The organism is Streptomyces sp. NPDC094147, from assembly GCF_044764265.1.
Classification (GTDB): Bacteria; Actinomycetota; Actinomycetes; order Streptomycetales; family Streptomycetaceae; genus Streptomyces.
Genome location: NZ_JBIWHT010000023.1, coordinates 37,139 through 50,206 on the forward strand (window position 1 = coordinate 37,139; position 13,068 = coordinate 50,206).

Genomic DNA, 13,068 nt, shown 5'->3' on the forward strand with positions numbered 1-13,068 from the left:
GCCATGATCCGCCGGACACCCCCTAACCCTTTTTGCGGGAGGCCGCCGCCTGGGACATGCCCGGGAGGAAGTCCGTGAAGAGTTCGTGCACCTCGTGGACGAGGGGCCGCAGCACCCGGAACCGGGCCAGCGCCACTCCCCGCGTGGTCAGCTTCGCCCCCCGCGCCGCGAGCCGATAGCTCCGCTCCCGCTCCGGCGACCGGTCGAACACCCAGTACAGGACGAGCCCCATCTGCGAGAGCCACATCAACTCCGGCAGTACGTCCACGAGTTCGGCCGGAACCTTCGTCTTCGTACCCGCCAGCACCTCCCGGTGCACGGAGATCGCCGCCTGGCGCGCATGCTGCGACTCCGGGGAGAACGGACTGAGCGGACTGTCCGGATCCGCCGCGTTCTTGAAGAACTGCGCCGCGAACTCGTGGTACGGCGAGGCGATGTCCAGCCACACCCGCAGCACCCCGGCGAGCCGGGCCTCCAGGTCGGTCTCGGTGTCCAGGACCTCCCGGACCGCCGCCTGGTGCTCGGCCGCGATCCGGTCGTAGAACCCCTGGATGAGGTGTTCCTTGCCGGCGAAGTAGTAGTACGCGTTGCCGACCGAGACCCCGGCCTCCTGAGCGATGGCCCGCATCGTGGTCTTGTCGTAGCCCCGCTCCTGGAACAGCCGCATCGCGGTCTCCAGGATCAGGGTGCGGGTCTGCTCGCCCTTGGCGGGGCGGGGCCCGGACGCTTCGGCCCCGGCCCGCCCGTGCGCGTCGGGGGCCGTCTCTTCGGGCGCGTTCTCTGCTGGCACGGCAAGAGCCTAATCGGCCATGGAGCGGCCGCGGTCGCAGGGCTGTGGCGCTTCGTACGCCAAGCTCGGCGGGCGCCGGCCGAAGCCGCGTACGCCGGGCACCGCCGCCGTCGCCAGACAGGCCCCGCCCACCAGCAACGCGGCGGCGAGCAGCGGGACTTCGGGCCCCCAGGCGCGGGCGGCGAGCGGCGCGAGGGCGTAGCCGAGCGGCATCGAGGCGAGCGAGAGCAGCCAGTCGTAGGAGGTGACGCGGGCCAGCGTGTGGGCGGGGATCGCGGACTGGACCGAGGTCTCCCAGACCGGCGAGAGGAAGCCGAGGCCCGCCTGGGCGACGGCGTACGCCGCGACGGTGAGCGGCGCGGGCGCGGCGAGCGCGAGGAGGGTGAGCGGCAGGGTGTAGGTGGCCAGGCCCAGGTTGGCGGTCAGGACCGGTCGCCGGGGGCGGGCGCGGGAGGCGAGCAGCGAACCGAGGAACAGGCCGATCGCCCCGGCCTCGATGAAGGTGCTCCAGAAGACGGTGCCGCTGAAGTGCCGGAAGGCGATGGCGGGGCCGAGCGTCATGAGGACGGCGGCGGCGCCGTTCCAGGCGGAGTGGGCGATCAGGCTGGTCCAGTACCAGTCCCGTGAGCGGACCTCGCTCCAGCCCTCCTTGAGGTCGGCGGCGAGCGAACGGCGCGGTATCGGGACGTGCTCGACCCGGATCAGGGTGAGCAGCGCGGCGCTGACCGCGAAGCTGCACCCGTCCAGGACGAACGCCCAGCCCGCGCCCGCGGTCTCCACGAGCAGGGCGGCGAGCAGCGGCCCGCCGAGCCGGGCGGAGCTGTTGGCCACGGCCATCAGGGAGTTGGCGCGCTGTCGCCCGTCCGGGCCGACCGTGCCGGTGATGAGGGGAGCGGCGGTCGGCATCGCGAAGGCGGACGCGGCGCCGCCGATCGCCTCGGCGAGCGCGATCTGCCACAACTGCGGTGCGCCGCCGAGGAGTTCGTACCCGACGAAGAGCTGGGCCGCGCACCGTACGAGATCGGTGGTGAGCGCGACCGTGCGGGCCCGGAAGCGGTCGCCCGCCACTCCGCCGAGCGGCAGCAGGAGCAGTTTGGGCACCAGCGCGCAGCCGAGTACGAGCGCGAGCGCGCCGGCCGACCCGGTGGCGGCGTAGACGGCGAGCACCAGGGCGACGGGGACGACGGCGTCGCCGGCGAGGGAGAGGGAGCGGCCTATGAAGAGCAGCCGGAAGGGGCGCGAGCGCAGAGGGTGCGACATGAGCGGAACATACTTCGGAACCGAAATATTGGTCAACGAAATATCTGCTTCCGAAATATTCGACGGCGAAGGGGTGCTGAAGGGATGTCGGGGATGCGGTCTACGTACGATCGGCACATGGAGACGCAGCGGGACTGGACCGACGGGCATGTGGAGCGCTGGCTGCCGGTGCTGCCCGGCCTCGATCCCGAGATCGAGGGCGCGGTCACGCGGATGAAGAAGCTGTCGGTGCACCTGCGCCGGGTGCGCGAGCAGTCCCTGGTCGACTTCGCGCTCGACCGCCCCGAGTTCGAGACGCTGCACAAACTCGCGGGCCGGGGCGGCGCCGCGAGCCCCTCCCAGCTCGCCGCCGACCTCGACCTGGCCCCGGCCTCGGTGACCGGCCGCCTCGACGGCCTGGAGCGCCGGGGCCTGCTCCGCCGCACCCCCTCGAAGTCCGACCGGCGCCGCGTCGACGTCCAACTGACCGACGAGGGGCGCCAGGTGTGGCTCGGCGCGATGGACGTCCTGGGTCACGAGGAGTACCGCCTCCTCGGCGTCCTCGACGCGACCGAGCGCACCGTGTTCAACGACATGCTGCGGCGGATCATGCTGGCGGCGGAGGCGGGCGGGGACGCGGACCTGGACGGCCGGCGGCACTGACAACTGGTTACCCCAATTCACCCTGGAGGGTGAACTGTTGTGGGGTGATCGCGGGGTGGCCGCAGTGGTGTCGGCGCAGGTCGGGCCGTGTGTTCGGGGGGCTCAACTGGCATATGCCGCACGGTAGTTGCGGGTTGCGTTGCTCACTTAGCGTGGCTGTACAGTCGCCGACACCACAACGTGAGACATGGATAGCCCCCGCGGTGCGCCAACACCCGGGGGCCTGACACCAGGAGCTGCAACCTCCGATGCGCATTCACCGTACAGCGCCGACGCGCTCGTTCTCCAGCTTCGCCAACGCCCTCATCCGGGATCACGAGATCTCCTGGTGCGCGGCAGGCGTGCTGATGTACCTCCTCAGCCTTCCGTCGGGGGCCCACGCCTCGATCCGTTCGCTCGCGCTGCTCCGCAAGGAAGGGCGCACGCGGATCGCCGAAGCCCTGCGCGAGCTGGAGGAACGCCGGTATCTGCGGCGGCTGGTGGTGAAGGATCCCGGGACCGGGCTCTTCTCCACCGAATACGAGCTCTTCGACACCCCGTACGACCAGTTCCCGGCGGAAGACGATCAACTCCCTGAAGCCATCGGGGAATTCACCGGTTCGAGTGGCACAAAGCGGGCCTCCGGTGACCCGGTCGGCGGTGCTGCGGGACCGCTTCCCTCCGGGGCAAAGACCGGGGTGAAAAGACCTCCCACCCCGCCGGTCGCCGAGAGCGATCCGCCGGTGCCTGAGTCGCTGCGGTCCGCGACCGGCCTGCTGCTCGCTCTGCGGCGCACCGACGCGCGGCTCGCGCTGGGCGTGGCGGAGGCCGTGCGGCTGGCGCCGCTGGTGGCGGAGTGGCGGGCCGCCGGGGCCAGTGACCAACTGGTGCGCGGGGCGCTGACCTCCGGACTTCCACCGCGTGTCCACTGCGCGGCCGCGCTGCTCGGGGACCGGCTGCGGCGCAAGATGCCACAGCCGGTGCGGGTGGTGGCGCCGCCGCCCGAGTGCGAGGAGTGCCGGGCGCCGGTGGCCTCGCCGGGACTCTGTCCCGACTGCGACCCCGGTCGCGCCCGGTCCCGTACCGCCGTCACCGAATTCGCCCTCGCCGCCAGACGCGGCGCCGCCGCGGCCCGCGCCGCCTGCGTCGGCTGAAGACTTCCGGCCCCGTCCGGGGTCGGCCCCCCGATGAAAGGAACACTGTGACCCTTCAGCTTGAGAGGCCCACAGCGGTATACCGCCGGTATACTGTGCTCATGGCCGACACCACGATCAAGGTTGACCCTGCCGTCCGTGACCGCCTCATGGCGCTTGCCCGTGAGCGGGGGATGACCATGCGTGACTTCGTCGCCGAGCTGGCCGGGGCGACTCCGACCCGGGAGGAGCTGCAGGCGCGGTACGAGGCCACCAAGGCGTACTGCGAGAAGGCCTTCGGTGTGAAGCTCACCGACGAGGACCACGACCGGGCCGAGAAGGTCTGGCAGGACCTGGAGGCAGGCCGCGAGGTGGACGCCCTGTGAGCGTCAGCAAAGCTGTCGTGTACGACGAGTCGGCTCTGCTCGCCCTGGGTGCGGGCAATCGCCTCGCCTCCCAGTTCGTCTCGAACACGGAGCACGCCGCGACCCGGCACGTCTACGTCCCCGCCCTGTGCCTCGCCGCCGCGGACGCGCAGCGAGAGGGCGTCGCCGATCACCTCGGGGCGCTGGAGGCCGCGAACATCGTCGCGCTGGACTTCGCTGGTGCGTCCACGGTGGGGCAGTTGGTCCGGAGCGGGCTGGACTGGCGCATCGCCCACGCGGTGCATCTGGCGCGGCCGTCGGCGGAGTGGCCCGATGGCTGCCCGGTGCTGACTCAGGAGCCGGAGCTTTACAAGGACACCCCGCTGGTCCGCACCATCCGCCTGCCCCAGCGGTAGCCGACAGGACGAAGGCCCCGCCCCCCCGGAGCAAGTTCCAGGGGGCGGGGCCCTCTTCAGACCCGTACGGAAGGGTCAGAAGCGGCGCGTGATCAGGGCGCGCTTCACTTCCTGGATGGCCTTGGTGACCTCGATGCCTCGGGGGCACGCGTCCGTGCAGTTGAACGTCGTGCGGCAACGCCACACGCCGTCCTTGTCGTTGAGGATCTCCAGGCGCTGCTCGCCCGCCTCGTCACGGCTGTCGAAGATGAAGCGGTGCGCGTTCACGATCGCGGCCGGGCCGAAGTACTGGCCGTCGTTCCAGAAGACCGGGCAGGAGGAGGTGCAGGCCGCGCACAGGATGCACTTCGTCGTGTCGTCGAAGCGCTCGCGGTCCTCCGCCGACTGCAGACGCTCGCGCGTCGGCTCGTTGCCCTTGGTGATGAGGAAGGGCATCACGTCGCGGTACGCCTGGAAGAACGGCTCCATGTCCACGACCAGGTCCTTCTGGACCGTGAGGCCCTTGATGGCCTCGATGGTGATGGGCTTGGACGGGTTGATGTCCTTGATCAGCGTCTTGCAGGCGAGGCGGTTCTTGCCGTTGATGCGCATGGCGTCGGAACCGCAGATGCCGTGGGCGCAGGAGCGACGGAAGGTCAGCGAACCGTCCATCTCCCACTTGATCTTGTGGAGACCGTCGAGCACGCGCTCCTTCGGGTCGATCTCCAGCTGGAAGTCCTCCCACTGCGCCTCGTCCGAGATCTCCGGGTTGAAGCGGCGGATCCGGAACGTGACCGTGATGAGGTGCGAACCGTTGTCCGCCTCCAGCGCCTGGAGCTTGTCCATCGTCGGGGTTGCCATCAGTACTTACGCTCCATCGGCTGGTAGCGGGTCTGGACGACGGGCTTGTAGTCGAGGCGGATCGAGTCCCTGCCGCCGTCCGCGACCTCGCGGTACGCCATGGTGTGGCGCATGAAGTTGACGTCGTCGCGGTTGGGGTAGTCCTCGCGGTAGTGACCGCCGCGGGACTCCTTGCGCGCCAGGGCGGACACGGCCATGACCTCGGCCAGGTCGAGCAGGTTGCCCAGCTCGATGGCCTCCAGGAGGTCGGTGTTGAACCGCTTGCCCTTGTCCTGGACGGACACGTTCTTGTAGCGCTCGCGCAGCTCGGCGATCTTCTCGACCGCCGTCTTGATCGTCTGCTCGGTGCGGAACACCATGACGTTGGCGTCCATGGTCTCCTGCAGCTCCTTGCGGATGACCGAGACCCGCTCGGTGCCGGTCGCCGACAGCAGGTTCTTGACCTGTGCCTCGACCTGCGACGCCGGGTCCTGCGGGAGCTCCACGTAGTCCGCGGTGTGCGCGTACTCGGCGGCGGCGATACCGGCCCGCTTGCCGAACACGTTGATGTCCAGGAGGGAGTTGGTGCCCAGCCGGTTGGCGCCGTGCACCGACACGCAGGCGACCTCGCCCGCCGCGTACAGGCCCGGGACCACCGTGGTGTTGTCCGACAGGACCTCACCCTCGACGTTCGTCGGGATGCCGCCCATGGCGTAGTGCGCGGTCGGCTGGATCGGGATCGGGTCCGTGTAGGGCTCGATGCCGAGGTAGGTGCGCGCGAACTCCGTGATGTCGGGCAGCTTCGCGTCGAGCTGCTCCGGCGGGAGGTGCGTCAGGTCGAGGTAGACGTGGTCGCCCTCGGGGCCGCAGCCGCGGCCTTCGCGGATCTCCGTGTAGATGGAGCGCGAGACGACGTCACGGGACGCGAGGTCCTTCATGACCGGCGCGTACTTCTCCATGAAGCGCTCGCCGTCCTTGTTGCGGAGGATGCCGCCCTCACCGCGGGCGCCCTCCGTCAGCAGGATGCCCATGCGCCAGATGCCCGTCGGGTGGAACTGGAAGAACTCCATGTCCTCCAGCGGCAGTCCGCGGCGGTAGCACGCGGCCTGGCCGTCACCGGTCAGGGTGTGCGCGTTGGAGGTCACCTTGAAGAACTTGCCGGTGCCGCCGGACGCGTAGATCACGGACTTCGCCTGGAAGACGTGGATCTCGCCGGTCGCCAGCTCGTAGGCGACGACACCCGCGGACTTCTTGACGCCGTCCTCCTCGACGAGGAGCTGGTCGAGCACGTAGAACTCGTTGAAGAACTCCACGCCCTCCTTGACGCAGTTCTGGTACAGCGTCTGGAGGATCATGTGGCCGGTGCGGTCCGCGGCGTAGCAGGCCCGGCGGACCGGGGCCTCGCCGTGGTTGCGGGAGTGGCCGCCGAAGCGGCGCTGGTCGATCTCGCCGGCGGGCGTCCGGTTGAATGGCAGGCCCATCTTCTCCAGGTCGAGAACGGCGTCGATGGCCTCCTTCGCCAGGATCTCGGCGGCGTCCTGGTCGACCAGGTAGTCACCGCCCTTGATCGTGTCGAAGGTGTGCCACTCCCAGTTGTCCTCTTCCACGTTGGCGAGGGCCGCGGCCATGCCGCCCTGCGCGGCGCCGGTGTGGGAGCGGGTCGGGTAGAGCTTTGTCAGCACGGCGGTGCGGCTGCGCTTCGTCGCCTCGATGGCGGCGCGCATACCGGCGCCGCCGGCGCCGACGATGACGGTGTCGTACTTGTGGATCTTCATCAGAGAATTCCTCAGTCCCTCAGCCCGTGGCCTAGCGGATGTTCGGGTCGAAGGTGAAGATCACCAGCGTGCCCAGCAGGACGGTGAACACCGTGGCGGTGTAGAGCAGCATCTTCAGCCAGAAGCGGGTGTTGTCCCGCTGCGCGTAGTCGTTGATGACGGTGCGCAGGCCGTTGGCGCCGTGCAGCATGGCCAGCCACAGCATGGCCAGGTCCCAGATCTGCCAGAACGGGGACGCCCAGCGGCCCGCCACGAAGGCGAAGCCGATCTTGGAGACACCGCCGTCGAGCACGAGCTGGATCAGCAGGTGGCCGAGGACCAGGACGACCAGCACGATGCCGGACAGCCGCATGAACAGCCAGCCGTACAGCTCGAAGTTGGTGCGGGTCGACTTCGGGGTCTTCTTGGTGCGCTGGCGCGGGGCCTCGATGAGCGGGGCCGGGTGATCGGTGTCGTACAGGCTCACGCCCTCGACCTCGCCGATCGCGGAGGCGGAAGAGGTTTCGGCAGACATTCAGTCCTCAGCTCCCGAACAGTTCACGGACGGCGTGGCCGAGCACCGGGTAGAGCGCGCCCACCATCAGCACGACCCAGACGCCCACGACGCTCCAGAGCATCTGCTTCTGGTAGCGGGGGCCCTTGGCCCAGAAGTCGACCGCGATGATGCGCAGGCCGTTGAGCGCGTGGAACAGGATGGCGGCGACGAGGCCGTACTCCAGGCACGCGACGATCGGCGTCTTGTAGGTCGCCACGACTTTGTCGTACGCCTCGGGGGAGACACGCACGAGAGCGGTGTCGAGGACGTGTACGAACAGGAAGAAGAAGATGAGGACGCCGGTGACTCGATGAGCCACCCAGGACCACATTCCTTCCCGGCCGCGGTACAGCGTTCCAGCCGGCACGGAAGAACCCTCCGGGAGCGGTGTTTAGGGCCGGCCGTCAATCTTCTAGTCCAAAGAAGAACAGCTCTGTCGGTCTGACCCGGCCGGGTACGGTCCACCGGCCCCGGTCATCGTAGCGACGAGATGTCGGTTCCCTCGCGCCGGGTCCATAGGTGTGATCAAACAGGCAATCAAACAGCCACGTACGGGCTAGAGAACGCGGTGCGCGGTGCTCGGCGTGCCGGATTCGGGGTGTTTGCGTACGAGATGGGCGAGTCTGGCGCGGGCGAGCCGGCGCAGTTCGTCGGCGGCGATCGACCACTCCTCGTCGCGCTCGTTGGTCATCCGTACCCGGATCCCGGCCAGTACCTCGTCCTGGTGCTCGGCCGGGCTGAACCCGTCGAGGCAGATCACGAAGGCGTGCCCGAACCGGCTCTCGTACGCGGCGTGGGCGGCCCGGAGCGCGGTGTGCGCGGATTGCGGTGCGCTGTGGTGCAGTCCGGGCGAGGACTCCTCGGCCAGCGCCTCGGCGAGATCGTCGGCGCACAGGTCGTAGCTGGCCTCGTCGGCCGCGGCGAGCAGCGCGTCCAGATCGGGGTAGGGGCGGTGGGCGGTGATCCGCAGGGCCCAGCGGCGGCTGGCGCAGCAGCCGAGCAGGGCCGCCTCGGCCGCCTCCGGGGAGGCGGAGTTGAACCCGTCCAGGCCCTCCAGCTGCGGCGACGCCACCGGAACGGATGTGCCCCGCAGCTGATTCGGTATGGCCGCCCGCCCCTGGGCACGTGGAGTGTGATGGAGTGTCGGCGGTCGCTTCCTGGGGCCGGCGTGGGAATCGCTGGACAGCGTGGGCTCCTCGTACGCGACGCGGGACGGGCGGTGCGGGACGGGACGGGGCACTGAGCGCGGAGACTTGAGTGGAACGGGAGGCGGGAGTGCCGCCACGCTATCTACGTGGAGCGGGAGCCGTGCGACGGATGCGCGAATTTCACCCGGACGTGAGTGCCGGGCCGTGCGTGGTGGACGAGCTCCTGGGCATTTCGGCGTACCTTCGCCCCAGTTGTCTGCGCGGGATCCGGGACATCCGAGACGGTCGGCACGCCTGGGATGCCTTGGTTCACCCACATGTTGTTGGACGGGAGGTTTCTGAGTGATGTCGCGTTTCAGGATGTCACGGGCCCGGATGCCGGGATCCGGTGACCCGGAGCGGTCGTCCTTGCCGTCCGAGGCGCGCGCCTCCCAGCCGCGTGCGCCGCGGCCCCGCCCCGCCTGGCTGCACCGGCCCCGCGGCCGGCGCGCGCTGGTGCTCAAGGTGGCTCTCGCGGGCCTCGCGCTGCTCGCGCTGATCATCGCGGTCTGGCCGGACGACGACACCGACGGCGGGCACGGCGGCCCGGCCGACAGCAAGCGCGGCTCCTCGGTGCTGCCCTCCCCGTCCCCGATCTACCCGATCTCCTCGCCGCCCCGCACCATCCCGTCCGTCCTCGAACACCGGCCGGCCCGCGGGCCCGGCTTCCGTCCGGTCGACTCGACGCGGGTGATCGTGGACGCCGGCAGCGGGGGCCTCAGCGACACGGGGCAGCTGCTCGCGCAGGAGCTCGGCGCGGACTACTCGCTGGGCGGCGCGCCGCGCGAGGGCGACATCGAGCTGGCGCTGACCCCGCCGCGCGCCGGCCAGAAGGCCCTGCCCGAGTCGTACGTCCTCACCACCCGCGACCGCCGGGTGAAGATCACCGGCCCCGACGCGGCCGGGGTGTTCTACGGCACCCGCACCCTCAAGCAGGCGCTCAAGGGCGGCGCGGTGATGCCCGAGGGCGTGGTCGAGGACCACCCGGACCGGCCGCAGCGCGGGCTCGGCCTCGACATCGCGCGCAAGCAGTACAGCGCGGCCTGGATCGAGGACCAGCTGCGGCAGATGGCCGACCTGAAGCTCAACCAGCTGGAACTGCACTTCTCCGACGACCAGGGCTTCCGCATCGAGTCGTCGAGCCACCCCGAGGTGGTCTCGCGCGACCACCTCAGCAAGCGCGACGTCCAGCGGATCGTGGCGCTCGCCGCCAAGCTGCACATCACGGTGGTCCCCGAGCTCGACTCGCCGGGCCACCTCGGCGCGGTGATCGCCGCCCACCCCGCCCTCCAGCTGCGCGACAAGGACGGCAAGCCGGTCAAGGGCGCGATCGACATCGCCAACCCCGAGGCCGCGCGGATCGTGGACGACCTGCTGCGCGAGTACGCCGACCTGTTCCCCGGGGCGTACTGGCAGCTGGGCGGCGACGAGTACGAGGCGCTGACGGTGAAGGCCCCCGCCACCCCCGAAACCACCTATCCGGGTCTCGCCGACGCCGCCCGCACGAAATACGGGCCGAAGGCGGGCATCGAGGACCTGGTGACGGGCTGGCTCAACGACCGTGCCGCGGTGCTCCGTTCGGCGACCGCCGGCCGCACCTTCAAGGAGTGGAACGACGGCTTCTTCCCCGGCGGCCAGGTCGGCGCCGACCAGGGGCGCGAGGTCGAGTACTGGACCGGCAAGGAGCCCGGGGCCCGCGCGCCCGAGGACTACCTCGCCGAGGGGCGCCGGCTGGTCAACCTCAACGACGAGTACCTGTACTACGTGCTCGGCGAGCCGGGCGGCTACAAGTACCCGACGGGCAAGCGGATCTACGAGGAGTGGACGCCGCTGGTGCTGCGCGGCACCAAGCCCGTCGACGCCAAGTACGCGGGGCAGATCCTCGGCGGCCGGTTCGCACTCTGGTCGGACAACGCGGCCGCGCAGACCGAGGAGCAGGTGGCGCGCGGCATCCGGCTGCCGCTGCGCGCCATGGCCCAGAAGCTGTGGGACCCGCGGACCCCGGCCATGGGGTGGGAAGAGTTCAAGTCCCTGGCGGACCGGCTCGGCTGAGGCGGGGAGTACGGAGTACGACCGGGGCCGCCACCCCCCACAGGAGAGGCCCCGGCCGTCTTCCGTCGGGGTCGTTGTGGCGACCCCGTACTCCTTTCAGCGCCGAGCGTGCGTTTTCTGTCACACCGCGCTGTGTCAGCGGGTTGTTGCAGGTTGTACAAGCCATGGACTTATGGGGCGCCGAGGCCGTAGCGTGCTGCCTCGCGTTCGGGGACGCGACAGTGATGACCAGCGGTGACAACGGATCAGTCAGTCAAGACAGGGTGCAGGGATTGCTGGGGGACGACGCGGAGCTGACCGCCGCGGTGCTCAGGGCGCAGGACGGGGACGAGGAAGCCTTCCGTGCTGTGTACCGTGCCGTGCACCCGCGGCTGCTCGGCTACATCCGCACACTGGTCGGCGAACCCGACACCGAGGACGTGGCCTCCGAGGCCTGGCTGCAGATCGCCCGCGACCTCGGACGCTTCAAGGGCGACGGGGACCGGTTCCGCGGCTGGGCCGCGCGCATCGCCCGCAACCGGGCGCTCGACCACATCCGGATGCGCGGCCGCAGGCCCGCCGTCGGCGGCGACGAGACCGAGCTGACCGGACGTGCCGCCGACTCGGACACCGCGGACGAGGCGATGGAGGCGCTCGGCACCGGACGTACGATGGCGCTCATCGCCCAGCTCCCGCAGGACCAGGCCGAGGCCGTCGTGCTGCGTGTGGTGGTCGGCCTCGACGCGAAGAGCGCGGCGCAGACCCTGGGCAAACGGCCCGGCGCGGTGCGGACCGCCGCGCACCGGGGCCTGAAGCGCCTTGCCGAACTGCTCGGCGCGGACGGTCTCGCCGGGGACGTACCCCAGGATGCGGAGGAACTGGGTGCCGTGCCGTCGCAGCGGGCGCCGGAACGCGGTGTGACGCAATCGCGCGCCCGGACGCAGAAGGACATGTGATGGCTGACGAGCGGCACGAGTGGCTCGACCGGGATGCCGCCGAGCGACTGCTGCGCGGAGAATCCGTCGCGCCGGGTGACGAGCGGGCCCGCGCCGAGGCCGAGCGGCTCTCGGCTCTGCTGCGTTCGGTGGCCCGGCCCGAGCCGTCCGCCACCGAACTCCCCGGCGAGGCGGCCGCCCTGGCCGCGTTCCGCAAGGCCCGCCCCGAAGGCGCGGCCGACACCGAGGCGTTCGGTGTCGTGCGGGTCGGACGGGTCGCCCCGGTCCCGGAGCCTCCCCGGCGCCGGCGGTTCGCCCCGGTGCGGCTCGGGCTCGCCGCCGCGGTGGCCTGCTGTGCGCTCGGCGGGGTCGCCGTCGCCGCGGGCACCGGTGTGCTGCCGGGCCCCTTCGCCTCCGACGACCAGGACCCGACGCCCGCCGCGACCGTCTCCGCCGCGATGACCCCGGACCCCGTCGCCACCTCGCCCTCGCACTCCCAGGGCCCCGGTTCCCCGACGCCCGGCCACCACCAGCCGTCGTCCGGTACGGCCACGTCCGGCAGCGGCTCGCCCGACGCCACCCCCGGCGGCCCGGCCTCGGACGGCAGCGGCGACGCCGGGAAGAAGGGCGGCCCGGATCAGGGCGGCACCGGTGGCGACCAGGGCGACGGCCCCGCCCAGTGGCTCGCCAAGGCGGCCGACGACTGCCGCGACTACCGCTCGGGCCGGCTCGACCAGGAGCGCCGCCGCAGCCTGGAGTCCGCGGCGCACGGTTCGGCCGGGGTGAAGGGCTTCTGCGATCTGCTGCTCGACGGCAAGGGCGGCAAGTCCGGCGGTTCGGACGGCGGTAGCGGCGACGGCGGCGACGGCGGCGACGGCAAGGACAAGGGCAGGGGCGACGGTTCGGGCAACGGGAACGGGAACGGCGGCGGGGGCGGTGGCAGGCAGAACTCCGTCACCACCCGGCCCGGCCAGATCCTGGACTGGCTGAAGCCCGGCGCGATCAGCGCGCCCGTAACGCACTGAATCCCGGTGTGCGTCCAGCACCTCCGTACCGCACCGGCCCACGGTCGAATGCGCGTGCCGAAGCGCAGGTCGGAACCGGCAGTAACGTTTTCTGAGACGGTGGCGCAGTACTGAGTGAGCCGACTGGTCATCGGCGGCGCAGAAGAGCCGGGGTTCCCCCCGTACCCAAGGCTCCG

At 70.8% G+C, this 13,068-nt stretch carries 14 protein-coding genes; 7 read left to right on the forward strand and 7 right to left on the reverse strand.

Annotated elements, in window-relative coordinates:
- Window positions 1-22: 22 nt before the first annotated feature.
- Together ACIQ8J_RS27125 and ACIQ8J_RS27130 are read right to left on the reverse strand one after the other, a co-directional pair.
- Complete coding sequence (locus ACIQ8J_RS27125; protein WP_403268656.1) at window positions 23-790, reverse strand: TetR/AcrR family transcriptional regulator; 768 nt, start codon at window positions 788-790, stop codon at window positions 23-25.
- Window positions 791-799: 9 nt separating this feature from the next.
- Window positions 800-2,050: an MFS transporter gene (locus ACIQ8J_RS27130; protein ID WP_403268659.1), complete on the reverse strand. Its 1,251-nt coding sequence runs from the start codon at window positions 2,048-2,050 to the stop codon at window positions 800-802.
- Between the two features lie 117 nt (window positions 2,051-2,167).
- Here ACIQ8J_RS27130 and ACIQ8J_RS27135 point away from each other — a divergent pair, with 117 nt between their 5' ends.
- The 4 genes from ACIQ8J_RS27135 to ACIQ8J_RS27150 all read left to right on the forward strand — a co-directional run bounded on the left by ACIQ8J_RS27135 (window position 2,168) and on the right by ACIQ8J_RS27150 (window position 4,585).
- On the forward strand, window positions 2,168-2,692 hold the full coding sequence (locus ACIQ8J_RS27135; protein WP_403268662.1) for a MarR family winged helix-turn-helix transcriptional regulator: 525 nt from the start codon (window positions 2,168-2,170) through the stop codon (window positions 2,690-2,692).
- Between the two features lie 248 nt (window positions 2,693-2,940).
- The gene (locus ACIQ8J_RS27140; protein ID WP_403268665.1) at window positions 2,941-3,825 is read left to right on the forward strand and encodes a hypothetical protein; all 885 of its coding nucleotides are present in this window, start codon (window positions 2,941-2,943) and stop codon (window positions 3,823-3,825) included.
- Window positions 3,826-3,926: 101 nt separating this feature from the next.
- Window positions 3,927-4,190 (forward strand): hypothetical protein, encoded by a 264-nt coding sequence (locus ACIQ8J_RS27145; protein ID WP_403268667.1) that lies wholly within the window; start codon window positions 3,927-3,929, stop codon window positions 4,188-4,190.
- Window positions 4,187-4,585 (forward strand): hypothetical protein, encoded by a 399-nt coding sequence (locus ACIQ8J_RS27150; protein ID WP_403268670.1) that lies wholly within the window; start codon window positions 4,187-4,189, stop codon window positions 4,583-4,585. Before ACIQ8J_RS27145 ends, ACIQ8J_RS27150 begins: the two co-directional genes overlap by 4 nt.
- Before the next feature lie 75 nt (window positions 4,586-4,660).
- Here the strand turns inward: ACIQ8J_RS27150 and ACIQ8J_RS27155 are convergent, their stop codons facing one another.
- The 5 genes from ACIQ8J_RS27155 to ACIQ8J_RS27175 form a co-directional block, all read right to left on the reverse strand.
- Window positions 4,661-5,425, reverse strand: coding sequence for a succinate dehydrogenase iron-sulfur subunit (locus tag ACIQ8J_RS27155; protein ID WP_403268673.1), 765 nt, complete (start codon window positions 5,423-5,425; stop codon window positions 4,661-4,663).
- The gene (sdhA, locus tag ACIQ8J_RS27160) at window positions 5,425-7,179 is read right to left on the reverse strand and encodes a succinate dehydrogenase flavoprotein subunit (protein WP_403268676.1); all 1,755 of its coding nucleotides are present in this window, start codon (window positions 7,177-7,179) and stop codon (window positions 5,425-5,427) included. The genes ACIQ8J_RS27155 and sdhA overlap by 1 nt, the downstream gene beginning before the upstream one ends.
- Before the next feature lie 31 nt (window positions 7,180-7,210).
- Window positions 7,211-7,693, reverse strand: a complete 483-nt coding sequence (locus ACIQ8J_RS27165) for a succinate dehydrogenase hydrophobic membrane anchor subunit (RefSeq protein WP_403268679.1) — start codon at window positions 7,691-7,693, stop codon at window positions 7,211-7,213.
- Window positions 7,694-7,700: 7 nt separating this feature from the next.
- Window positions 7,701-8,081, reverse strand: coding sequence for a succinate dehydrogenase, cytochrome b556 subunit (gene sdhC / locus ACIQ8J_RS27170; RefSeq protein ID WP_399055119.1), 381 nt, complete (start codon window positions 8,079-8,081; stop codon window positions 7,701-7,703).
- Between the two features lie 189 nt (window positions 8,082-8,270).
- Entirely contained in the window at window positions 8,271-8,786 is a 516-nt protein-coding gene (locus ACIQ8J_RS27175; protein WP_403268683.1) for a 2-oxo-4-hydroxy-4-carboxy-5-ureidoimidazoline decarboxylase, read from the reverse strand.
- A 451-nt stretch (window positions 8,787-9,237) separates the two neighbouring features.
- Between ACIQ8J_RS27175 and ACIQ8J_RS27180 the strand changes: the two genes are divergently transcribed.
- The 3 genes from ACIQ8J_RS27180 to ACIQ8J_RS27190 all read left to right on the forward strand — a co-directional run bounded on the left by ACIQ8J_RS27180 (window position 9,238) and on the right by ACIQ8J_RS27190 (window position 12,892).
- The gene (locus ACIQ8J_RS27180) at window positions 9,238-10,953 is read left to right on the forward strand and encodes a glycoside hydrolase family 20 protein (protein ID WP_403268686.1); all 1,716 of its coding nucleotides are present in this window, start codon (window positions 9,238-9,240) and stop codon (window positions 10,951-10,953) included.
- Window positions 10,954-11,225: 272 nt separating this feature from the next.
- Entirely contained in the window at window positions 11,226-11,888 is a 663-nt protein-coding gene (locus ACIQ8J_RS27185; RefSeq protein ID WP_403268689.1) for an RNA polymerase sigma factor, read from the forward strand.
- Entirely contained in the window at window positions 11,888-12,892 is a 1,005-nt protein-coding gene (locus ACIQ8J_RS27190; RefSeq protein ID WP_403268692.1) for a hypothetical protein, read from the forward strand. The genes ACIQ8J_RS27185 and ACIQ8J_RS27190 overlap by 1 nt, the downstream gene beginning before the upstream one ends.
- Window positions 12,893-13,068 lie beyond the last annotated feature (176 nt).

Excerpts from the sequence above, each read along its gene's own strand:
- ACIQ8J_RS27130 (WP_403268659.1), bottom strand. The coding sequence starts at position 2,050 with ATGTCGCACCCTCTGCGCTCGCGCCCCTTCCGGCTGCTCTTCATAGGC.
- ACIQ8J_RS27190 (WP_403268692.1), top strand. The coding sequence starts at position 11,888 with ATGGCTGACGAGCGGCACGAGTGGCTCGACCGGGATGCCGCCGAGCGA.
- ACIQ8J_RS27165 (WP_403268679.1), bottom strand. The coding sequence starts at position 7,693 with ATGTCTGCCGAAACCTCTTCCGCCTCCGCGATCGGCGAGGTCGAGGGC.
- ACIQ8J_RS27135 (WP_403268662.1), top strand. The coding sequence starts at position 2,168 with ATGGAGACGCAGCGGGACTGGACCGACGGGCATGTGGAGCGCTGGCTG.
- sdhA (WP_403268676.1), bottom strand. The coding sequence starts at position 7,179 with ATGAAGATCCACAAGTACGACACCGTCATCGTCGGCGCCGGCGGCGCC.
- ACIQ8J_RS27140 (WP_403268665.1), top strand. The coding sequence starts at position 2,941 with ATGCGCATTCACCGTACAGCGCCGACGCGCTCGTTCTCCAGCTTCGCC.
- ACIQ8J_RS27180 (WP_403268686.1), top strand. The coding sequence starts at position 9,238 with ATGCCGGGATCCGGTGACCCGGAGCGGTCGTCCTTGCCGTCCGAGGCG.
- ACIQ8J_RS27155 (WP_403268673.1), bottom strand. The coding sequence starts at position 5,425 with ATGGCAACCCCGACGATGGACAAGCTCCAGGCGCTGGAGGCGGACAAC.
- ACIQ8J_RS27145 (WP_403268667.1), top strand. The coding sequence starts at position 3,927 with ATGGCCGACACCACGATCAAGGTTGACCCTGCCGTCCGTGACCGCCTC.